This window comes from Salmonella sp. 2020_1395 (genome assembly GCF_043848115.1).
In the GTDB taxonomy this organism is placed as follows: domain Bacteria; phylum Pseudomonadota; class Gammaproteobacteria; order Enterobacterales; family Enterobacteriaceae; genus Salmonella; species Salmonella enterica.
Window position 1 is genome coordinate 298,759 of record NZ_JBCMFH010000001.1, and the last position, 20,085, is coordinate 318,843.

A 20,085-nucleotide genomic window follows, 5' to 3' on the forward strand; every position below is an offset into this window, starting at 1 on the left:
TTTTCAGTATGGGGGCGCACAATAGCGCCACCCACTGATTATTTCTGATCAACGCCATGTCTGATAACGACCAATTGCAGCAGATCGCGCATCTGCGCCGTGAATACACGAAAGGCGGCTTGCGTCGCCGCGATTTACCCGCTGAACCGTTAACCTTATTTGAGCGCTGGCTTGGGCAAGCGTGCGACGCCAGACTGGCCGATCCGACGGCAATGGTCGTGGCGACCGTAGATGACAAGGGGCAACCGTACCAGCGTATTGTGTTGCTCAAGCATTATGATGAAAAAGGCCTGGTCTTTTATACCAACCTGGGAAGCCGCAAGGCGCATCAAATTGAGCACAATCCGCGTATCAGTCTGTTATTTCCCTGGCATATGCTTGAACGCCAGGTGATGGTGACAGGCAAAGCCGAGCGTCTCTCCACACTTGAGGTGGTGAGGTATTTCCACAGCCGTCCGCGCGACAGCCAGATCGGCGCATGGGTCTCTAAACAATCCAGCCGCATTTCCGCGCGCGGTATCCTCGAAAGCAAATTCCTGGAGCTCAAGCAGAAGTTTCAACAGGGCGAAGTGCCGCTACCCAGCTTCTGGGGCGGTTTTCGCGTGAGTATTGAACAGATGGAGTTCTGGCAGGGCGGCGAACATCGTCTGCACGATCGCTTTTTATACCAACGCGACGACGGCGCATGGAAAATCGACCGTCTTGCGCCCTAAAGATGCAAAAATCTTGTTTTAAGCACTGGTGCGGATGAATCCGCCGTTTTATGCTATGTCTCTTTCGCGTCTGGCGAAAAGTCGTGTACCGGCAAAGGTGCAGTCGTTTTATACATGGAGATTTTGATGGCAAGCAGTAACTTGATTAAACAATTGCAAGAGCGGGGGCTGGTAGCCCAGGTGACGGACGAAGACGCGTTGGCAGAGCGACTGGCGCAAGGCCCGATCGCGCTCTATTGCGGCTTCGATCCTACCGCTGACAGCTTGCATTTGGGGCATCTGGTTCCATTGTTATGCCTGAAACGCTTCCAGCAGGCAGGGCACAAACCTGTTGCGCTGGTAGGCGGCGCGACCGGTCTGATTGGCGACCCGAGCTTTAAAGCCGCCGAGCGTAAACTGAACACTGAAGAGACCGTTCAGGAGTGGGTGGCGAAAATTCGTAAACAGGTTGCCCCATTCCTGGACTTTGATTGCGGCGAAAACTCCGCCATCGCGGCCAATAACTATGACTGGTTCGGCAGCATGAATGTGCTGACTTTCCTGCGCGATATCGGTAAACATTTTTCCGTTAATCAGATGATCAACAAAGAAGCGGTGAAGCAGCGTCTGAACCGTGACGATCAGGGTATCTCTTTCACGGAGTTCTCTTATAACCTGCTACAGGGGTACGACTTCGCTTGTCTGAATAAACTGCACGGCGTTGCCTTACAGATTGGCGGTTCTGACCAGTGGGGGAACATCACTTCCGGTATCGACCTGACCCGTCGCCTGCACCAGAATCAGGTATTTGGTTTGACCGTTCCACTGATCACCAAAGCTGACGGCACGAAATTCGGTAAAACCGAAGGCGGCGCTGTCTGGCTGGATCCGAAGAAAACCAGTCCGTACAAATTCTACCAGTTCTGGATTAACACCGCAGATGCCGATGTTTATCGCTTCCTGAAATTCTTCACTTTTATGGACATTGAAGAGATCAATGCCCTGGAAGAAGAAGATAAAAACAGCGGTAAAGCGCCGCGCGCGCAGTATGTGCTGGCCGAGCAGGTGACGCGCCTGGTTCATGGTGAAGAGGGGCTGGTTGCGGCGAAACGGATCACCGAATGCCTGTTCAGCGGTTCACTGAGCGCGCTGAGCGAAGCTGACTTTGAGCAGTTGGCGCAGGACGGCGTACCGATGGTTGAAATGGAAAAAGGCGCCGACCTGATGCAGGCGCTGGTAGACGCCGAACTCCAGCCGTCGCGTGGTCAGGCGCGTAAGACTATCGCCTCCAACGCTGTCACTATCAATGGTGAAAAACAATCCGATCCTGAATACATCTTTAACGATGAGGACCGTCTGTTTGGCCGCTATACCTTATTACGTCGCGGCAAAAAGAACTATTGTCTGATTTGCTGGAAATAAGGCATTAAGTAACAGGGAGTGAGAAATCACTCCCTTATTTTTGATGTTCAGGTAAAAAAATGAAGAATATCCTCGCTATCCAGTCCCATGTTGTTTTCGGACATGCGGGCAACAGCGCCGCCGAATTTCCCATGCGCCGTCTTGGCGCGAATGTTTGGCCGCTGAATACCGTTCAGTTTTCTAACCACACGCAATATGGTAAATGGACCGGCTGTGTTATGCCGCCCAGCCATCTGACTGAGATTGTCCAGGGGATTGCGGACATTGGCCAGTTAGCGCACTGCGACGCCGTACTTAGCGGTTACCTGGGATCTGCCGAGCAGGGAGAACACATTCTCGGTATTGTGCGCCAGGTTAAAGCGGCAAATCCGCAGGCAAAATATTTCTGCGATCCCGTGATGGGGCATCCGGAAAAGGGCTGTATCGTGGCGCCTGGCGTCGCAGAGTTCCATGTGCGTTATGCGCTACCCGCCAGCGATATTATCGCGCCTAACCTGATTGAACTGGAAATTCTCAGCAAACATAGCGTGAATAATGTGAATGACGCCGTGCAGGCGGCGCGTGAACTGATTGCTCAGGGGCCAGAAATTGTACTGGTAAAACATCTCGCCCGCGCCGGTTACAGTTCAGAGCGCTTTGAAATGCTGCTGGTGACAGCGCAGGAAGCCTGGCATATTAGCCGTCCGCTGGTGGATTTCGGCTCACGTCAGCCGGTTGGCGTTGGCGATGTCACCAGTGGTTTATTGCTGGTCAAACTTTTGCAGGGCGCGACGTTGCAGCAGGCGCTGGAGCACGTTACGGCGGCAGTCTATGAGATTATGATCGCCACCAAAACGATGCAGGAGTACGAACTGCAGGTCGTGGCGGCCCAGGACAGGATCGCTAACCCTGAACATTACTTCAGCGCAACGCGGCTGTAATTATTGCTGCTAAAAAGAGGCCGGATGGCGGTACAGCGAGCTATCCGGCAACATGACATTAATTCAGTCCTTCCGCTTTAAGCGCTGCCGCAACGGTCGGTCTTTTTGCGACACGCTGCATATAACTTTCAATATGCGTCAACCCGTCCATATTCAGTTTTACGCCATAGGCCCAACGCAATACGGTAAACAGATAAGCGTCTGCGATGGTAAAACGCTGGCCGCAAATCCACTGGTCGTCTGAAAGCGACTCATCCACATACTGCAATTTCTTTTCCAGACCGGCGCGAACGGCGGGTTTGAGTGTTTCCGGCGTGTCAGGGCGGAACAGCGGGGTAAAGCCTTTATGCAGTTCCGTTGCAATATAGTTGAGCCATTCCAGCGTATGATAGCGAGCAAGACTACTTACCGGCGCCAGAAGCTGGCGGTCGGGAACGCTGTCGGCGAGGTACTGCATAATGGCGACGCCTTCAGTCAACAGTGTGCCGTCATCCAGCAGCAGAGCCGGAACCTGTCCTTTAGGGTTGACTGCCAGGTAATCATCACCGTTTTCCAGGCGTTTTTTTGCGAGATCGACGCCATCAAGCGTAAAGTCTTTGCCAATTTCGCGCAGGGTAATATGGGAAGCAAGAGAGCAGGCACCCGGTTTGTAGAACAGTTTCATCGGTAACTCCTTTTTGCTGAGGTTTAAAGTATGGTAGTGCGGGGACGAGCAAAAAAAAAGCCGCTAACGCACAGTTAGCGGCCTGAATGTTGTTTCCCGGAAAATTAAACTGTAGCGGCTTTAGAGCCTTTTTCAGCGGTATCATCGTCCTGGGTCATACGGTTCAGCTTAGGCGCTGTCAGCAGCATCAGGACGGCGATAACGGCGGTTGCTATGCCAATCTGCATAAATACGCGACCATAGACTTCCAGGGACATCAGTGGGTCAGTCACGTCGCTCGGCACAGCCATCAGGTTGGCGACATAACCGCCGATGATGTTAGCGCCTGCCGTTGTCAGGAACCAGCTACCCATGATGAAACCCATCAGACGCTGCGGAACCAACTGTGCGACCATTGCCAGTCCCAGACCGGAGATCATCAGCTCACCGATACTTTGCAGGCCGTAGCTTGCGATCAGCCAGTTTACGGATACGATGCCGGCATCGTTCGCAAATTTGGCGCCCAGCGGCAGAATCAGGAACGCGCCGGAACACAGCACCATACCAATGGCGAATTTCATCGGCATCGGCAGCGTATCGCCCATCCTGTTATAGATAGCGGCCAGAATCGGGCTGCCGATAATGATCCAGAATGGGTTCAGCGCCTGATACTGTTCCGGTTCGAACGCGATACCGAGAATAGAGTGCTCGACGTTACGAATGGCAAAGAAGTTCAGCGACGTCGGCATCTGGCTGTACAGTACGAAGAAGATAATCGCCTGCAGCATCAAAATAAAGGCGACGATCATTTTACGGCGAGCCGCGCCGTGCATGGAAAACGCTTCTTTACCGAAGATAATGACGATGCCAAGAGCGATTACGCCCAGCACCATACGCGCGATATCCTGGTTGTGCAGCAGCCAGGTGGCGACCGCAATCAGAACGACAATACCGACGATTGTCAGCAGCAGATTACGGAAGTTGATCGGTTCAAAGTCGGGTTTGGAACCGTAGCTTTTCACCCAGCGCTGGCAGAAAGCAAAGTTAACGACGGTTATCAGCATACCGACGACGCTAAGCGCAAACGCGGTGCTCCAGCCATAACGCGCCGCCAGCCACGGCGTCGCCAGCATAGAGAAGAAGGAGCCGATGTTGACGGACATATAATACATCGTAAATGCGCCGTCGAGACGCGGATCGTCCTTCGCGTAACAGGTAGACAGCAGGGAAGACGGGTTAGCTTTAAACAGACCGTTACCCACAGCGATAGCCGCCATGCCCATATAGACGATGCCAGCGTCATGACCAGACCATGCGACCAGCGCATAACCGATAGCCAGCACCACGGCACCCAGCATAATAACGCGTTTGGTGCCCAGAATTTTATCACCTAACCAACCGCCAATGGCGACCAGGCCGTACACCAGCGCACTGAAGGAAGAGAAAAGGGTGATGGAATCCGCTTCTGACATACCCAGTTGTTTTACCAGGTAGACGGCCATAATGCCTTGCAGGCCGTAATAACCAAAACGCTCCCATAACTCTATTGAGAAGATGAGATAGAACGCCTTCGGTTGTTTGAAAGCGTTCAAACTGACGCTTTCAGTTGGTTTTTTGTTTGCAGTAGACACTTTTACCTCTTTTTTACGCCCCGTATTAACAGGGATTGTCTGGCGCGTGATGAGTCAGACTCATCCGTCCGATTGTTATATTGGAGGGGAAACGGCAGGTAATGTTCACTATCTTTCCTCTCCAGACAAGAGCTTTGTAATAATCTGTTACATATAACTCTTCTGGTTGAATCGTCCGATGTCAGAAATGTTATCCAGCGTTAAATTTCTTCATTTGAAGAATGGCAGATTTTTACACTGCAAAAAGGCCATTAGTTTGGGTGAAAGGCGATATCTTCTGCTATTTAAGGTGAAAAGCAGTGATATAGGCCATTATCTGAAAAAATGGCAGAGTAATGTTTTGTAGTGAAAACGGGGCGTCAGTCTATCCGGTTGTAAATGTAACCTTAGATGTCATTAAATTTCACATGAAGTTATCAAAGTGATCCTGATCACGGATAGATAGAATTTTTTGCGATTAAAAAAATGATTAACCTGACGTGGAGTGAAAACGAAAGCACATTACATCAGAAAAAGGACAAAGACTGGAATGATTGATGGCTAAAATAGATCCAGGCCGAAGGTGGGAGCGCGCTGGCGTGACGGACGCACTCCGACCATATCAAATATCGACTTTTTCTTTGTATTCGCAAAGATCTTCAATGAGGCAGGAGCCGCAGCGGGGTTTTCGGGCGATACAGGTATAGCGGCCATGCAAAATTAACCAGTGATGGCAGTCCACTTTGAACTCATTCGGCACCACTTTCAGCAACTTCTCTTCTACCTGCTCGACATTTTTACCCGGCGCGAACTGTGTTCGGTTGCATACACGAAATATATGCGTATCAACGGCGATGGTCGGCCAGCCGAAGGCGGTATTTAGTACTACGTTAGCGGTTTTACGCCCCACGCCGGGAAGCGCTTCCAGCGCCGCCCGATCCTCCGGCACTTCGCCATTATGCTTGTCCAGTAAAATACGGCAGGTCTTAATCACGTTTTCCGCTTTACTGTTAAATAAACCGATGGTTTTGATATAGGATTTCACGCCTTCTACGCCCAGTTCCAGCATCGCGGCTGGCGTATTGGCGACCGGGTAAAGTTTGGCGGTAGCCTTGTTCACGCTGACGTCGGTTGCCTGCGCGGAAAGCAACACGGCAATCAGCAACTCAAACGGCGACGTGAAATTGAGTTCCGTTGTGGGGTGCGGATTGTTGTCGCGCAGGCGCGTCAGAATTTCCAGCCTTTTTGCTTTGTTCATCAGACTTTCCCTGTTTCACCTGCCGGAACTGCGGAAGGCGCGGTTTCGGCGCGGCGTTTCTTCATTTTTTCATCAATAAGATATTTTACCGCCAGCATGAGTCCCAGGCCGATAAACGCGCCTGGCGGCAGCATCGCCAGCAGGAAAGGCGAGTCGGTGTGAAATATCTCGACCCGTAATACTTTTGCCCAGCCTCCCAGCAGGCTATCCGCGCCATCGAAAAGCGTACCATTCCCGAGGATCTCGCGCAGCGAACCCAGCACGAACATCGCGCCTGTCGCGCCCATGCCGATGGAAAAACCGTCCAACGCGGAAAGCCACGGTCCTTTTTTCGCGGCAAACGCTTCGGCGCGACCGACAACAATGCAGTTCGTTACAATCAGCGGAATAAAAATCCCTAAAGACTGATACAAACCGAACGCATACGCATTGATCAGCATCTGTACTGCGCTTACCACCGAAGCAATGATCATAACGTAAATCGGGATACGGATTTCTGCCGGCGTCCAGCGACGTAGTGCGGACACCGTAAGGTTGGTCAGCGTTAATACCAGCGTTGTGGCCAGACCCAGCCCCAGAGCGTTGGTTGCCGTAGACGTCACCGCCAGTAAAGGGCACAGGCCAAGTAGCTGCACCAGAGCAGAGTTATTTTTCCATAACCCCTGAACAACAATGTCTTTTATTTCGCTCATGGTTATTCTCCACAGGCGGTTAAATGGGGGAGCTGAGCGGGCAGTGATTCGGCGTACAGCCCGGCGCGTTTAACCGCATTCACTACGGCACGCGGCGTTATTGTCGCCCCGGTAAATTGATCAAAATCACCGCCATCTTTTTTCACCGCCCAGTGCGTATCATTTTCACCGCTGATGGTTTTACCGCTAAAGTGGGTAATCCAGTCAGACAAACGGCGCTCAATTTTATCACCTAACCCTGGCGTCTCATGATGTTCCGTCACACGCGTCCCCAGGACGGTACCGTTGAAATCTGCGCCAACAATAAGCTGGATAGCGCCGGAATAGCCATCTGGGGCGGTGGCCTCAATGATGGCCGCTACGGGTTTATCATCCTTGCGAGCGATAAAAACACGGTGTGTGCCTTTGCCGAGGGCGGGCGCATCGACCAGATAACAGCTCTCTTGCAGATTATTATTGTAACGATCTGGCGGCAATACCTGATCGAACAGGGCATGCTGTTGTTGCAGCGCTTGTTCGTGGATGGTTGATTTTGTCATCTGATTAATCACCGCGGTCAATCCCGTAGAACCTGCGGCAAAAAGCGCCAGCGTAATACCGTGTTTACGAATCGTTTTCAGCATGGTTTATCCTTTGCGATGTCCATAGACGCGGGGGCGCGTGTAGTAGTCGATCAGAGGAACCGTGATATTCGCCAACAGGACAGCAAAAGCAACGCCGTCCGGATAGCCGCCGAAGCTACGAATCAGCCACACTAATACCCCAGCCAGCGCGCCGAAAATTAAACGTCCACGGTTGGTCGTGGAGGCGGTAACCGGATCCGTCAAGATAAAAAATGCGCCCAGCATGGTGGCGCCTGACAGCAGATGAAGCTGCGGCGAGGCCAGCGTAGCGGGCGAGAAAAGCCAACCTAACGCGGCGCATAGCGCCAGCGTCAGCAGAAAACTGACCGGGATATGCCAGCGGATGGCTTTTTGCCACAGCAGGAATACGCCGCCGACAAGCCAGGCGAGGTTAACCCACTGCCAGCCCACGCCAGCCAGCGCGCCGCTGTATATCGGGTACTGCATGATTTGCTCAACGGAGTGCCCGGCGCGCAAGGACGTTTTAAACGTATCCAGCGGCGTCGCCTGGCTGATACCGTCAATACCGATACGTAGCAGCGTCATATCGCCGCCGCTGGCGGTATGCCCGGTAAAAATCATCCGCAACGTGTCCAGCATATCGGGCGTTGTTGCGGCTATTTCATAAGGCGGCAACCAGCTTGTCATTTGCACCGGAAAGGAAATTAATAGCACCACGTAGCCGATCATGGCCGGATTAAAGGGGTTTTGTCCCAGCCCGCCATATAACTGTTTAGCGATAATAATGGCGAATCCGGTTCCCAGTACGACCATCCACCAGGGCGCGAGCGGAGGGATGCTGACCGCCAGCAAAAGCCCCGTCAACAACGCGGAATAATCCTGCAGGTGACTGGCGACCGATTGTTTGCGCAGCCTGAGGACAATGGCTTCCGCGACGAGCGCTGTGATGGCTGCCAGAACGATCTGGAAAAGCGTTCCCCAACCAAAAAACCACGTCTGCGCGGCAATCCCCGGCAGAGCGGCGATTACTACCAGCAACATGATTCGCGATGTCTGGCGCTGGTTATGGGTATAAGGCGAGCTTGCGATTCTGAATACCATTTAGTCCTCGTTAACAACCTGCTGCTGTGCTGCTTTTTTTGCCTGAACGCGGGCGATAGCCGCAGCAACCGCGGCTTTACGCGGGTCGGCCGGTTCGGCAGGTTCGCTTCCGGTCTGCTGCTCCTGCTTACGGGCTTTGGCGCGGGCGATAGCCGCTTCCACCGCGGCTTTGCGCGGGTCTACCGGTTCGGCAGGTTCGCTTCCGGTCTGCTGCTCCTGCTTGCGGGCTTTGGCGCGGGCGATAGCCGCTTCCACCGCGGCTTTGCGCGGGTCGACCGCTTCGGCAGGTTCGCCTCCGGCCTGCTGCTCCTGCTTGCGGGCTTTGGCGCGGGCGATGGCCGCCTCCACCGCGGCTTTGCGCGGGTCGACCGCTTCGGCAGGTTCGCTTCCGGCCTGCTGCTCCTGTTTGCGGGCTTTGGCGCGGGCGATGGCCGCCTCCACCGCGGCTTTGCGCGGATCGACCGGTTCGGCAGGTTCGCTTCCGGCCTGCTGCTCCTGTTTGCGGGCTTTGGCGCGAGCGATAGCCGCCTCCACTGCGGCTTTACGCGGGTCGCCGCCGGATATCGCGCTGTCAGCCACCGGATGAGCGGCTTGTTTAGCGCGCGCTTGCGCTTTACGCGCTTCACGGGCCGCGATGACGGCGCTATTGTCTGGCAGACTACCCGCCTGAATAACCACCGGTTGCGTGGCCTGCGCCTGTTTCTCTTTTACCCGCGCCAGCGCAGCGGCAATGGCATCCTGATCTTTTGCCGCTGGTTGTACCGCTGCGCTCTTATGACGTGCAAGGCGGGCGGCTTTTTCGCGCTCCAGTCTTGCCTGACGAGCCTCAAAACGTGCTTTGGCTTCGGCGGCGCGTTTTTCTTCAAGCCTGATCGCATTAATCTCCGCTTTTTCCTGACGGAAATATTGGACGAGCGGAATATTACTCGGGCAGACCCAGGCGCAGGCGCCGCATTCTATACAATCAGCAATATGGTGAGCGGTAGCCTTGTCATGCTGCTGCCCTTTGCTGAACCAATAAAGCTGCTGCGGTAAAAGGTCGGCAGGGCAGGCGTCAGCGCAAGCGCTGCAACGAATACAGCTTTTCTCTTCCTGAGGCGCTCCCATTTCAGTCACGGATGGCGCCAGCAGGCAGTTGGTGATTTTTACGACCGGTACGTCAAGCCAGGGAAGGGTGAATCCCATCAACGGGCCGCCCATGATGACCATCTGGTCAGCAGAAGGGCAGAACCCGGCATCGTTAAGCAAATGACGAACGGGAGTGCCGAGCCGCGCCCAGACGTTACCCGGACGGCTTACCGCTTCACCCGTTAAGGTGACGACGCGTTCTGTGATCGGTTCGCCGTCAACCACGGCGCGTTTAACGGCATAAGCCGTACCGACGTTTTGCATCAGCACGCCAATATCAGAGGATCGCCCGCCGTGGGGAACCTGTTTTCCCGTCAGTATTTGGGTGAGCTGTTTTGCGCCGCCGGAAGGGTATTTGGTTGGGATCACACGTAACGAAATATCGTGGGCGTCAGCCAGTACGGCGCGCAGCATGGAAATAGCCTGCGGTTTGTTATCTTCAATGCCGATTAATACCTCACGCGGTTGCAGAATATGCGCCAGGATGCGAATACCTTCCACAATCTGCGCGGCGCAGTCCTGCATCAAACGATCGTCCGCCGTAATGTAAGGTTCGCACTCTGCGGCATTGATAATAAGCGTGGTGATTTTATCGCCGCCGCCCTGCAATTTAACGCCGGTGGGAAACCCTGCGCCGCCAAGCCCGGCAACGCCATACTGATGAATGCGTTCAATGAGCGCTTCACGGCTGTGGGCGCGGTAATCAGACCAGCCCTCGCGTTCAATCCAGCGGTCCTCGCCGTCGGCATCAATGATGACGCTTAACTCCGCCAGCGCCGAAGGATGTGCCGTCGAGTGGGGGGCAATAGCGATAACCGTCCCGGAGGTGGGCGCGTGTACCGGCAGCATTCTCCCACGTCCACGGGTCAGCGCCTGGCCGCGTAGCACGCGATCGCCGACGCTAACGCACAGCTCGCCCTCAGCGCCAATGTGCTGTTTTAAAGGGATAACAAAGCGCGGCGCTAAAGGCACCTGGCGCAGCGGCGTGCCGTTTGACTGGGTCTTCATTTCGGGCGGATGAATACCACCGTCGAAATCCCAGATTTTATCTTTTCTGAAAGCGGAAAATAGTTTAAGCATGTTGTTCCACGGGAATGATGCGAACGGGAATGGTGTTCAAATCCCATTTCCAACTGTCGGGCGTCTCATTCACCGGACGTAATTCGATGCAGTGCGTCGGACACGGATCGACGCACAGATTACAGCCAGTACAGAGATCGCTCATGACCGTGTGCATGGCGCGCGTTGCGCCAACGATGGCGTCAACCGGGCAGGCCTGAATGCATTTTGTGCAGCCAATGCAGTTATTTTCATCAATAACTGCCAGCATACGTACTGGCGCAGCCTGCTGTTCTTCACCATCGCATGGTTGCGGCTCTACGTTTAGCAACTCTGCCATTTTCAGCATGACGGCTTCGCCGCCGGGCGCGCAACGATTGATTTTCTCGCCCTGGAGGCCCACGGCTTCGGCGTAGGGGCGACAGCCGGGATAGCCGCACTGACCACACTGGCTCTGCGGCAAAATCGCATCGATTTTTTCAACAACCGGATCATCTTCAACCGCGAATCGGCGGGAGGCATAACCCAGAATGGCGCCGAACACCAGGCCCAGAAGGGTCAGGGCGCCAACGGCAATCCAGATAGTATTCATTACAACTTCACCAAACCACTAAAGCCCATAAAGGCCAAAGACATTAACCCTGCGGTAATCAATGCTATCGCGTTACCACGAAAAGGGGCGGGCACATCCGCCACGGCAAGGCGTTCGCGGATGGCGGCAAACAGAACCATCACTAATGAAAAACCGACGGCGGCGGAAAATCCGTACAGCGCCGACTGAAGAAAGTGATGACCGAGATTAATATTCAGTAACGCTACGCCCAGAACCGCACAGTTAGTGGTAATCAGTGGTAAGAAGATGCCTAACAAGCGGTATAACGCCGGGCTGGTTTTCCGCACAACCATTTCGGTAAATTGCACGACCACAGCAATGACGAGGATAAAGGCCAGCGTCCGCAGATAAATCAGATCCAGCGGAATAAGTATCCAGGTGTCGATAAGCCAGGCGCATATCGACGCCAGCGTCATGACAAAGGTCGTCGCGAGGCCCATCCCCATGGCGGTTTCCAGTTTTTTGGATACGCCCATAAAGGGACAAAGGCCCAGGAATTTGACCAGTACAAAGTTATTGACCAGTACAGTTCCGACAAAGAGCAGCAGGTAATCAGTCATGTTTCGGCCTGAAATAAAAAAGCCGCCTATTATCTGTCAAACTACCACAGGCGACAACAGGTTAACTGTAGGGTTATTACGGATTAACAAACGTTGTTTTGACGCGCGCTGAACGTTTGAGATAAGGCACAATGAGCGCCGTCGCCAACAGTGGGAAGAGTAACTGACGCACGGCAAAGGCATCTGAGACGGGCGAAAAGGCAAATGCTTTAACCGCCAGTAACACCGACACCAGCAGCCAGATAATGTAATGCTTCGGCACGCAGCGTCTGCGCTTGAAGAATGCGATCGTCAACCACAGGGTATAGTACCACATGGCGATAGCGGTAATAAATGAAATGCCCCATAGCAGTAAATTACCGGTTTCCTGTCCGCTAAGCGTCTTGAACGTTTGCGGTGTGGCAAGCGCCATAACGTAGAGTAATAACGCCAGCGAGGCGCTCAACAACGCGACTAACAGCCAGGCTAACGGGCCAAGAAGCCAGCCTCCAATTCGTTGTGGCGGTGTTGTAGTCATATCTTCTCCGGGGTTACGCGCGTTAACGGTCATGCCGCTCATTTTGGGGCAAATATTATAAGGTTTTTGATGTTAAACGCTACTTTCTTTATTGCACATAGCGCCAGACGGATTGCGGAACCTGACCTACATCAAACAGGCGTCCTCCGGAAACCAGTTCGGCACGGCGGTGATCTGCAGCGCGATACATATTAACAATGTCCATGTCATCAGTAAGGGTATAGTTAAGGTGGTCGAACAGTTTTTCCAGACTTTCGAGCGAACTAATTTTGCGGAATTTTAATAGATAATCCTGAACAGTCATATAAAGTTGATCCATATTAAATATAATGCCAACGGAGTAGTCACTGATAAAAAATAAACAAAACCGCACCAGTGAGAGGTCAGGGGTGCAGGTAAAAAGGGAATATTCTTACCGGTAAAGAGTCAGGCGCCACATGGCGCCTGGGGCGAAAGGTTAACGCGCTTTCCTACAACAGGCAATAAACGTCAGACCAGATAGGACATATTTCGTTTTTTTTGCCGGTTTTTGACTTTTCTTTGCACCCCCGGGGCGCCGCTTACCGTACCACGCGAAAATGCCTTTACATTATCTGACGCTTACTTCTTCTGAACGGAAGCCGTGGGCTCTGGTGGTTGGTAATTGTCAATATGGTTGGCAATACCTAAAAGAATGACTGAGATAACGAGAACTATCCACCCAGTTAATTCAATAAGACGATTCATTATTGACGACATTTGCTTTGATTTATCCATAAACACAGGGGGTAAATGTTACTTTCCTGGCGAACGGTCGGCAAGAGGGAGGGAAACGATTTCAGCCTCTGTTCTGTAACAAGTTAATCATTTGATGCTACGTTGATGGTCAGGACGCTATTGCGGCTAATCGCACGATGGTGTGGAATAGCGATATCTAAAACCGGAGGCAGTGAGATGAATGACAAAATCCGCGTTGGGTTAATCGGTTATGGCTACGCCAGTAAAACCTTTCATGCGCCCTTAATTATGGGAACGCCAGGGCTAGAGCTTGCGGCGGTATCCAGCAGCGATGAAACAAAAGTGAAAGCAGATTGGCCGGCGGTTTCCGTGGTCTCTGAGCCCCGACATTTATTTAACGATCCGCATATCGACCTGATCGTGATCCCGACGCCCAACGATACCCATTTCCCGCTGGCGAAAGCTGCGCTGGAAGCCGGTAAGCATGTGGTGGTTGATAAACCCTTTACCGTGACACTGTCACAGGCGCGAGAGTTGGATGCGCTTGCGCGGAGCACTGGCCGGGTACTTTCCGTCTTCCACAACCGACGCTGGGACAGCGATTTTTTGACGCTGAAGGCCTTGCTGGCGGATGGCGTGCTCGGCGAGGTGTCCTTGTTTGAATCCCACTTTGATCGCTTCCGTCCCCAGGTGCGCGACCGCTGGCGCGAACAAGGCGGGCCGGGAAGTGGTATCTGGTACGATCTGGCGCCGCACTTGTTGGATCAGGCCATTCAACTTTTTGGCCTGCCGGTCAGCATGACGGTGGATTTAGCGCAACTGCGTCCGGGCGCGCAGTCTACAGATTATTTCCACGCGATTTTATCCTACCCCCAGCGCCGCGTGATTTTGCACGGTACGATGCTGGCCGCGGCGGAATCCGCGCGATACATCGTTCATGGTTCGCGCGGTAGCTATGTAAAATATGGCCTCGATCCCCAGGAAGAACGGTTAAAAAACGGCGAGCGTTTACCGCAGGAAGACTGGGGATATGACATGCGTGACGGCGTATTGACCCTGGTTGAGGGAGAGACGCGCAAAGAAGAGAACTGGCTTACGTTGCCGGGTAACTATCCGGCATATTATGCCGCTATCCGCGATGCGTTAAACGGTAACGGTGAAAATCCCGTGCCGGCAAGCCAGGCGATTCAAATTATGGAGTTGATTGAACTGGGCATGGAATCGGCAAAACATCGCGCGACGCTGTGTCTTGCCTGAGATGTCGCATTTCTCCGCCTGGGATAGCATTAAACCGCAGGCGGAGAGAGGGCGTTAGCATCAATAAAGCAATTTTACGCCGCGGCCACTTTTTCGCGCAGCGCACGTTTTTCGCCATCGCTCAGAAAGGCGATTTCCAGACCGTTAATCTGCGCCTGGCGAATCTGTTCGCGGCTCAATCCTGCCGCTGGCGCGGCGACGTGATATTCATGGATAATATCTACGCCCTGAACAGCCGGATCGTCCGTATTAAGACTGGCGAGAACGCCATGCTCAAGGAAGGTTTTGAGCGGATGATCTGCCAGCGATGCGACGGTACTGGTCTGAATATTCGAGGTCAGACAGGATTCAATACCGATACGCTGCTGTGCAAGAAAATCCATTAACGCGCGATCTTCGACAGCTTTTACGCCATGTCCGATACGTTCGGCCCCCAGTTCGCGAATCGCCTGCCAGATACTTTCCGGCCCTGCGGCTTCGCCAGCGTGAACGGTAATATGCCAGCCCGCATCGCGCGCCCGATTAAAGTGCGACAAAAACAGACTGCCGGGAAAGCCCAGCTCATCACCGGCTAAATCCAGCGCGGTGATTTTCTCTCTGTGCGCCAGCAGCGCATCAAGCTCCTGTAAACATGCCGCCTCGCCGAAGGTACGGCTCATAATGCCAATGAGTCGTGCCTCGACGCCAAACGTGTTACAGCCGTCGCGTACACCGTCGATAACGGCTTCAACCACGCCTGCGATCGGTAACTGATGCGCCATCGCCATATAGCCGGGCGAAAAGCGAAGCTCGACGTAATGCAGGCCGTTACGTGCGGCATCTTCAATATTTTCAAAGGCCACACGGCGGCAGGCGTCAAGCGATGCCAGGACTTTTACCCCCCAATCGAGCTTCGTGAGAAAGCTCACTAAATCGGGTTCGGTTGAGGTGACCTGGACATGCGGAATCAGCGTTTCCAGCGTTTGGGCGGGAAGGGCGATGTTGAACTGCCGACCAAGATCCAGAATTGTTTGGGCGCGAATGTTGCCATCAAGGTGGCGGTGGATGTCAGTCAAAGGAAGCGTAATATCAATCATGGGCGCACTCAATTTTTAATAAAAGTGCGCACCATTATACTACAGATTGATAATGCTCTGGAAATTTTGCAAAAACGGAGTCATTACGTTGCAACTTCGCGAGAGCGCGGAAGAAATTTTGTATCATTCTCTTTAACGCGCCCCCGGTCAGCTCACGGGGGGCGTCTCTGTTATCGCCTCTCAGGATAAAGGGTCAACCCCCCGCCTGTAGACAGTATCAGCGAACGGTGCGGATAGCGTTAATCAATCCGTTGACGCCTTTTTCAAGTTTCAGGCGAGGGCATCCGGCATTCAGACGCACAAATCCCCGGCCTTCTGCGCCATAGGTATCGCCGGGCATAATGGCGACTTTCTCCTGATGAATGAGCGTGTGCTGTAATTTTTGATCGTCAATGCCGAGTGGACGGAGATCAATCCAGGCCAGATAGGTCGATGGCGGCGCTTGCCAGTTCAACGTCGGAAAGGCGCCATTCAGCGCCTGCTCAATATAGCGCATATTAGCCGCCAGCGAGGCGCGTAACGCATCCAGCCACGGCGCGCCGTGCTGATACGCGGCAATATGCGCCGTGAGCGAGAGCACCGCTGGCGAAGAAGAGCGCAGGCCGACGCACAAGGAATTCCGGTGGTGTTTGCGTCACGCGCCAGCTATCTTGATGATGCGGATACCGTTCGGCCTGACAACATGCAGGCGGCGCAACTCCTGACGGAGTACCTTATTCGTCAGGGCCATCAGCGCATCGCCTGGCTGGGAGGACAAAGCGCATCTTTAACCCGCGCGGAGCGCGTGGGCGGCTATTGCGCGACGTTGTTAAAATACGGTCTACCGTTTCACAGCGAGTGGGTCGTGGAATGCGCTTCCAGTCAGAAACAGGCAGCAGAAAGCATTACCGCGCTGTTGCGATACAATCCGACCATTAGCGCTGTCGTTTGTTACAACGAAACCATTGCGATGGGGGCGTGGTTTGGCCTGCTGAGAGCCGGACGACAGAGTGGCGAGAGCGGTGTCGATCGTTATTTCGAGCAGCAGGTGTCGCTGGCGGCGTTTGCTGATGTGGCGGAGAACGCCCTCGACGACCTGCCGATTATCTGGGCCAGTACGCCGGCGCGAGAAATAGGCTATACCCTGGCCGAACGAATATTGCAGCGTATTGCTCACGACGAGCACCATGTGCGGAGTCAAACGATAGCCGCTCGCCTGGTAACGCAAAAGTAGAGGCTGCGCGTCGTTCGGCGCAGACCGGGTGCAGCGTCGCGACACCCGGCAAGGCGATTATTGTTGAGGCAGCGCCGGAACGTCCGGTACGGAAAGCGCCGGCATTCCAAACAGGCCGACAAAGTCTTCCAACGGCATTTTTTGTCCGTTGAGCGTGATCTGGCCATTGGCGTACTGCAAACTGGAGGCGATAGTATTATCCTTCAGCGTTGTCAGTCGGAACATCTGACCCATTGCGGACAGCCCCTGCACCTGCTGTTTTGCCAGTTTTTCCGCATCATCCTGCTGATAGCCTTCCAGTTTTGCTATCTGCGTCATAAACTCGACCGCCATGTCCATCGGAATTGCCAGTTTCGCATCCAGCGATTTCACGGAGCGGTCGACTTCCTGCGCCAGCGTTTGTGGTTGTGCCGTTGTGGTTGCCGGATCTTTGAGGAACAGCGACAGATTCAGCGTGGTTTCCCCTTTGGCGTTTTTCCAGCTAAGCGGCGCCAGAGTCAGTACCGGATCGCCTTTTAACAGCACGGGGAGAGCGCTAAAGAACGCTTCGGTGACTTTTTGCTGATAAAGCTCAGGATTCTGCGCTACGTCCGGCTGATTCAGCAGCGCCTGCGTTTGCGCATGATATTGCTGACTAAACTGGTGCCAGGCTTCGCCGTCGATTTGACCGACTTTCAGCGTTAATTTACCGCTGCCCAAATCCTGATTCTGCACTTTCAGGCTGTTAAGCGAGTAATCCAACTGGCTGTTAATGGTTTTTCCGTCGTTGACGAGATCGGACTTGCCGGCAATTTCCATCCCTTCCAGCACCGCCATCTCTTTACCCTCAATGGCGATGGACAGTTTATCCAGCGTTAACTTTTGGTCGCCCACACGTTCGCCAAAGCTTGCCAGTTTACTGGTACCGTCGGTTTTCAAATTATTAAAGGTGAGTTGGACCTTCTGATTATATTCGTTAACGGCATCGACCAGGCCGCTCTGCGCTTCGCCTGACAGCGAAACCACATTACCGTCTTTATCGGCGTTAAGCTGGAACTCGCCGCCGCTAAAGGCGACCTTTTCACCGGCATTCTCGTAGTTTAACGGCTTGAGAGAGATATCGGAGCGGGTATCGCCGCCATAACCAATGCGGGTATTGATAACAAAGGGCGTGTCGCCTTTCGCGATATCAAAGAGGGGTTTTGCCGCATCGTTATTCACCAGGGTGGTTTTTACCGACGCCATAGAAGGGATCAGATTGAGCGTTTTGAGCTGGGCGAGCGGGAAGGGGCCATGTGAAACGGACTCGTCCAGCACAATGCTTTGCCCGGGCTTCAACCAGGTAGTGTCTGCGCCGGCAACCGGTTTGACAACCAGTTGCAGATGGCTACTGAACACGCCACGCTGGTAGTTTTGATAACTTAATTCGACACCGGCCTCCGGCGCAGTACGCTTGAGCTGTTCATTGGCCTGAGTCACCATTTCTGCAAGATGGTTCTCCAGCTTTTTCCCCGTATACCAGGCGCCGCCTGTCCAGACGATGCCAAGTGCAATTACTACACCTGCAGCTACCAGTGTTTTTTTCATATCAATTGTCCATAAAAATGAAACCAGGCGGATTAAACCGCCTGGAGGAGTTTTACGTCTGTTATAAGCTTAGCAAGAGTTGTTAAAAAATTCAGTACGTTGCTACAGCTTGTTATAAACACGCGCTAAACGGCCCGTGCCGCTGGCGTTAACCGGAGACTCATCCGCGCCGATAAAGGCCGATTCACCCGGCTTCAGTACCAGACGCTGTTCATCTTTACGTAACACCGCCTCACCCTCAACGCAGAACAGAATCGCGGCGCTGTGTTGGCCGATGCTCGTCTCCTGAAGCGCCAGGTCGTGCAGTGAAAAAGCAAAATCGTCAACCGGAATTGGGAAGTCCAGCTCCGCGCCGCTTTTCACCGGGGCAGTCAGCAACTCGCTGGCAGGTTTAGGTTCGAACTTCACGTTCGCGACCAGCTCAGGGATGTCGATATATTTTGGCGTAAGGCCAGCGCGCAGAACGTTATCGGAGTTCGCCATGACTTCCAGCGCAACGCCCTGCAGATAAGCATGAGGCGTTTCGGCAAACAGGAACATCGCCTCGCCGGGATTCAGTTTGACCACATTCAGCAACAAAGGAGAGAAAAGCCCGCTGTCGTCAGGATAATACTCTGAAATCACGCGGATCGTTTGCCACGGTTCGCCTTGCTGGCTGTTAAGCGCCGCTTTGAGTACGGCTAACGCGCGGGATTTTTCTTCGCCTTGCATATTCAACAGGCTGGCGAAAAGCTGGCTCAGACGTTCAGCATTCGGCGCCTGCAAAAAGTGGGCGATAGCGGAATGCGCGCCGGCGACAGGTTGCAGTAAAGAGACAATGTCAGAAAATTCGCGGAACGCGTTCATCGCCAGGAAAGGCGTCAGGGCAAAAACCAGCTCTGGTTTATGGTTAGGATCTTTATAGTTCCGCTCTGCGGCATCCATGGGGATACCCGCCGCATTTTCTTTCGCGAAACCGATTTCGGAATTGCGCTTATTCGGGTGCACTTGAATAGAGAGCGGCTGCGCGGCGCACAGTACTTTAAACAGAAACGGCAGTTCGCCGAAACGGTTGGCTACCGCTTCGCCCAGCATGGCGGTTTTATTCTTTTCGATGGCGTCACGCAGGGAGACGGTTTCGCCGTTGGCGGTGGTGATTCGCGAGCTGCTTTTGGGATGCGCGCCCATCCAGAGTTCAGCCATTGGCTGCTGCTGCGGATTGGCGATGCCATAAAGTTCCGTTAACGCAGTTTTACTTCCCCAGGCATAGTTTTGCACTGAGTTAATGAGTTTTTGCATTATCAAGCCCTGTTTCAATGTGGAGATCAATGGGAGGTATTAAACCAAGAAACCCGCATGAAGTAACCTCCGGGCGTAAAAAGTCGTACTTGTCTCAGTTTTTGTTAAAAAATTGTGTAGGATAGTGTTACTCGCTTTGAGTCGGGCAATGGAACACCTGCCCAGAGAATAACCATACC

At 53.5% G+C, this 20,085-nt stretch carries 19 protein-coding genes and 2 pseudogenes; 5 read left to right on the forward strand and 16 right to left on the reverse strand.

The features are described from left to right. Nucleotides 1-56: 56 nt before the first annotated feature. The 3 genes from pdxH (at nucleotide 57) to pdxY (ending at nucleotide 3,034) form a co-directional block, all read left to right on the forward strand. On the forward strand, nucleotides 57-713 hold the full coding sequence (pdxH, locus tag ACH0WD_RS01605) for a pyridoxamine 5'-phosphate oxidase (RefSeq protein ID WP_001282334.1): 657 nt from the start codon (nucleotides 57-59) through the stop codon (nucleotides 711-713). A gap of 126 nt (nucleotides 714-839) precedes the next feature. Continuing rightward, nucleotides 840-2,114, forward strand: coding sequence for a tyrosine--tRNA ligase (tyrS, locus tag ACH0WD_RS01610; RefSeq protein ID WP_000168626.1), 1,275 nt, complete (start codon nucleotides 840-842; stop codon nucleotides 2,112-2,114). Nucleotides 2,115-2,173: 59 nt separating this feature from the next. Beyond that, nucleotides 2,174-3,034, forward strand: a complete 861-nt coding sequence (gene pdxY, locus ACH0WD_RS01615) for a pyridoxal kinase PdxY (RefSeq protein ID WP_000789736.1) — start codon at nucleotides 2,174-2,176, stop codon at nucleotides 3,032-3,034. 58 nt (nucleotides 3,035-3,092) lie between these two features. On the opposite strand, the gene gstA is transcribed toward pdxY, so the two are convergent. From gstA to blr, 12 genes are all read right to left on the reverse strand, one after another. Continuing rightward, on the reverse strand, nucleotides 3,093-3,698 hold the full coding sequence (gene gstA / locus ACH0WD_RS01620; protein WP_000765727.1) for a glutathione transferase GstA: 606 nt from the start codon (nucleotides 3,696-3,698) through the stop codon (nucleotides 3,093-3,095). Between the two features lie 104 nt (nucleotides 3,699-3,802). Beyond that, nucleotides 3,803-5,308 carry a dipeptide/tripeptide permease DtpA gene (gene dtpA / locus ACH0WD_RS01625; protein ID WP_000100911.1) on the reverse strand — a complete coding sequence of 502 codons (1,506 nt, stop codon included), beginning with the start codon at nucleotides 5,306-5,308 and terminating at the stop codon, nucleotides 3,803-3,805. 601 nt (nucleotides 5,309-5,909) lie between these two features. Beyond that, entirely contained in the window at nucleotides 5,910-6,545 is a 636-nt protein-coding gene (nth, locus tag ACH0WD_RS01630) for an endonuclease III (protein ID WP_001030318.1), read from the reverse strand. Further along, on the reverse strand, nucleotides 6,545-7,237 hold the full coding sequence (locus tag ACH0WD_RS01635) for an electron transport complex subunit E (protein ID WP_001289628.1): 693 nt from the start codon (nucleotides 7,235-7,237) through the stop codon (nucleotides 6,545-6,547). The genes nth and ACH0WD_RS01635 overlap by 1 nt, the downstream gene beginning before the upstream one ends. Nucleotides 7,238-7,239: 2 nt before the next feature. Next, the gene (rsxG, locus tag ACH0WD_RS01640; protein WP_000920822.1) at nucleotides 7,240-7,860 is read right to left on the reverse strand and encodes an electron transport complex subunit RsxG; all 621 of its coding nucleotides are present in this window, start codon (nucleotides 7,858-7,860) and stop codon (nucleotides 7,240-7,242) included. A gap of 3 nt (nucleotides 7,861-7,863) precedes the next feature. Next, nucleotides 7,864-8,922 carry an electron transport complex subunit RsxD gene (gene rsxD, locus ACH0WD_RS01645; protein WP_000231963.1) on the reverse strand — a complete coding sequence of 353 codons (1,059 nt, stop codon included), beginning with the start codon at nucleotides 8,920-8,922 and terminating at the stop codon, nucleotides 7,864-7,866. After that, nucleotides 8,923-11,130 (reverse strand): electron transport complex subunit RsxC, encoded by a 2,208-nt coding sequence (rsxC, locus tag ACH0WD_RS01650; protein WP_000915659.1) that lies wholly within the window; start codon nucleotides 11,128-11,130, stop codon nucleotides 8,923-8,925. Beyond that, complete coding sequence (gene rsxB / locus ACH0WD_RS01655) at nucleotides 11,123-11,701, reverse strand: electron transport complex subunit RsxB (protein ID WP_001092600.1); 579 nt, start codon at nucleotides 11,699-11,701, stop codon at nucleotides 11,123-11,125. Before rsxB ends, rsxC begins: the two co-directional genes overlap by 8 nt. After that, complete coding sequence (gene rsxA, locus ACH0WD_RS01660; protein ID WP_000133179.1) at nucleotides 11,701-12,282, reverse strand: electron transport complex subunit RsxA; 582 nt, start codon at nucleotides 12,280-12,282, stop codon at nucleotides 11,701-11,703. Before rsxA ends, rsxB begins: the two co-directional genes overlap by 1 nt. Before the next feature lie 76 nt (nucleotides 12,283-12,358). Further along, nucleotides 12,359-12,799: a DUF2569 domain-containing protein gene (locus ACH0WD_RS01665; RefSeq protein ID WP_000214061.1), complete on the reverse strand. Its 441-nt coding sequence runs from the start codon at nucleotides 12,797-12,799 to the stop codon at nucleotides 12,359-12,361. A gap of 88 nt (nucleotides 12,800-12,887) precedes the next feature. After that, the gene (gene ydgT, locus ACH0WD_RS01670; RefSeq protein WP_000217946.1) at nucleotides 12,888-13,103 is read right to left on the reverse strand and encodes a transcription modulator YdgT; all 216 of its coding nucleotides are present in this window, start codon (nucleotides 13,101-13,103) and stop codon (nucleotides 12,888-12,890) included. Between the two features lie 296 nt (nucleotides 13,104-13,399). Then, nucleotides 13,400-13,525, reverse strand: coding sequence for a division septum protein Blr (blr, locus tag ACH0WD_RS01675; protein ID WP_001708800.1), 126 nt, complete (start codon nucleotides 13,523-13,525; stop codon nucleotides 13,400-13,402). A gap of 207 nt (nucleotides 13,526-13,732) precedes the next feature. On the opposite strand from blr, the gene ACH0WD_RS01680 reads away from it, so the two are divergent. Next, complete coding sequence (locus ACH0WD_RS01680; RefSeq protein WP_000998242.1) at nucleotides 13,733-14,773, forward strand: oxidoreductase; 1,041 nt, start codon at nucleotides 13,733-13,735, stop codon at nucleotides 14,771-14,773. A 74-nt stretch (nucleotides 14,774-14,847) separates the two neighbouring features. On the opposite strand, the gene add is transcribed toward ACH0WD_RS01680, so the two are convergent. Both add and ACH0WD_RS01690 read right to left on the reverse strand, forming a co-directional pair. Further along, nucleotides 14,848-15,849: an adenosine deaminase gene (add, locus tag ACH0WD_RS01685; RefSeq protein ID WP_000565565.1), complete on the reverse strand. Its 1,002-nt coding sequence runs from the start codon at nucleotides 15,847-15,849 to the stop codon at nucleotides 14,848-14,850. 217 nt (nucleotides 15,850-16,066) lie between these two features. Then, nucleotides 16,067-16,441 (reverse strand): annotated as a pseudogene (locus tag ACH0WD_RS01690) (aminotransferase class I/II-fold pyridoxal phosphate-dependent enzyme); the annotation flags it as partial. A gap of 18 nt (nucleotides 16,442-16,459) precedes the next feature. On the opposite strand from ACH0WD_RS01690, the pseudogene malI reads away from it, so the two are divergent. Beyond that, nucleotides 16,460-17,062, forward strand: a pseudogene (gene malI / locus ACH0WD_RS01695) (Mal regulon transcriptional regulator MalI); the annotation flags it as partial. A 57-nt stretch (nucleotides 17,063-17,119) separates the two neighbouring features. Here malI and ACH0WD_RS01700 read toward each other — a convergent pair. Together ACH0WD_RS01700 and manA are read right to left on the reverse strand one after the other, a co-directional pair. Continuing rightward, the gene (locus tag ACH0WD_RS01700; protein WP_000753334.1) at nucleotides 17,120-18,628 is read right to left on the reverse strand and encodes a YdgA family protein; all 1,509 of its coding nucleotides are present in this window, start codon (nucleotides 18,626-18,628) and stop codon (nucleotides 17,120-17,122) included. A gap of 102 nt (nucleotides 18,629-18,730) precedes the next feature. Further along, nucleotides 18,731-19,906: a mannose-6-phosphate isomerase gene (gene manA / locus ACH0WD_RS01705; protein WP_001170625.1), complete on the reverse strand. Its 1,176-nt coding sequence runs from the start codon at nucleotides 19,904-19,906 to the stop codon at nucleotides 18,731-18,733. Between the last annotated feature and the right edge of the window lie 179 nt (nucleotides 19,907-20,085).

Bases quoted from the DNA above. Each gene is read 5' to 3' on its own strand.
- rsxC (WP_000915659.1), bottom strand. From the start codon at position 11,130: ATGCTTAAACTATTTTCCGCTTTCAGAAAAGATAAAATCTGGGATTTC.
- rsxB (WP_001092600.1), bottom strand. From the start codon at position 11,701: ATGAATACTATCTGGATTGCCGTTGGCGCCCTGACCCTTCTGGGCCTG.
- manA (WP_001170625.1), bottom strand. From the start codon at position 19,906: ATGCAAAAACTCATTAACTCAGTGCAAAACTATGCCTGGGGAAGTAAA.
- pdxH (WP_001282334.1), top strand. From the start codon at position 57: ATGTCTGATAACGACCAATTGCAGCAGATCGCGCATCTGCGCCGTGAA.
- pdxY (WP_000789736.1), top strand. From the start codon at position 2,174: ATGAAGAATATCCTCGCTATCCAGTCCCATGTTGTTTTCGGACATGCG.
- ACH0WD_RS01700 (WP_000753334.1), bottom strand. From the start codon at position 18,628: ATGAAAAAAACACTGGTAGCTGCAGGTGTAGTAATTGCACTTGGCATC.
- nth (WP_001030318.1), bottom strand. From the start codon at position 6,545: ATGAACAAAGCAAAAAGGCTGGAAATTCTGACGCGCCTGCGCGACAAC.
- ACH0WD_RS01680 (WP_000998242.1), top strand. From the start codon at position 13,733: ATGAATGACAAAATCCGCGTTGGGTTAATCGGTTATGGCTACGCCAGT.
- ydgT (WP_000217946.1), bottom strand. From the start codon at position 13,103: ATGACTGTTCAGGATTATCTATTAAAATTCCGCAAAATTAGTTCGCTC.
- add (WP_000565565.1), bottom strand. From the start codon at position 15,849: ATGATTGATATTACGCTTCCTTTGACTGACATCCACCGCCACCTTGAT.
- rsxD (WP_000231963.1), bottom strand. From the start codon at position 8,922: ATGGTATTCAGAATCGCAAGCTCGCCTTATACCCATAACCAGCGCCAG.
- ACH0WD_RS01635 (WP_001289628.1), bottom strand. From the start codon at position 7,237: ATGAGCGAAATAAAAGACATTGTTGTTCAGGGGTTATGGAAAAATAAC.
- tyrS (WP_000168626.1), top strand. From the start codon at position 840: ATGGCAAGCAGTAACTTGATTAAACAATTGCAAGAGCGGGGGCTGGTA.
- blr (WP_001708800.1), bottom strand. From the start codon at position 13,525: ATGAATCGTCTTATTGAATTAACTGGGTGGATAGTTCTCGTTATCTCA.
- ACH0WD_RS01665 (WP_000214061.1), bottom strand. From the start codon at position 12,799: ATGACTACAACACCGCCACAACGAATTGGAGGCTGGCTTCTTGGCCCG.
- rsxA (WP_000133179.1), bottom strand. From the start codon at position 12,282: ATGACTGATTACCTGCTGCTCTTTGTCGGAACTGTACTGGTCAATAAC.
- rsxG (WP_000920822.1), bottom strand. From the start codon at position 7,860: ATGCTGAAAACGATTCGTAAACACGGTATTACGCTGGCGCTTTTTGCC.
- gstA (WP_000765727.1), bottom strand. From the start codon at position 3,698: ATGAAACTGTTCTACAAACCGGGTGCCTGCTCTCTTGCTTCCCATATT.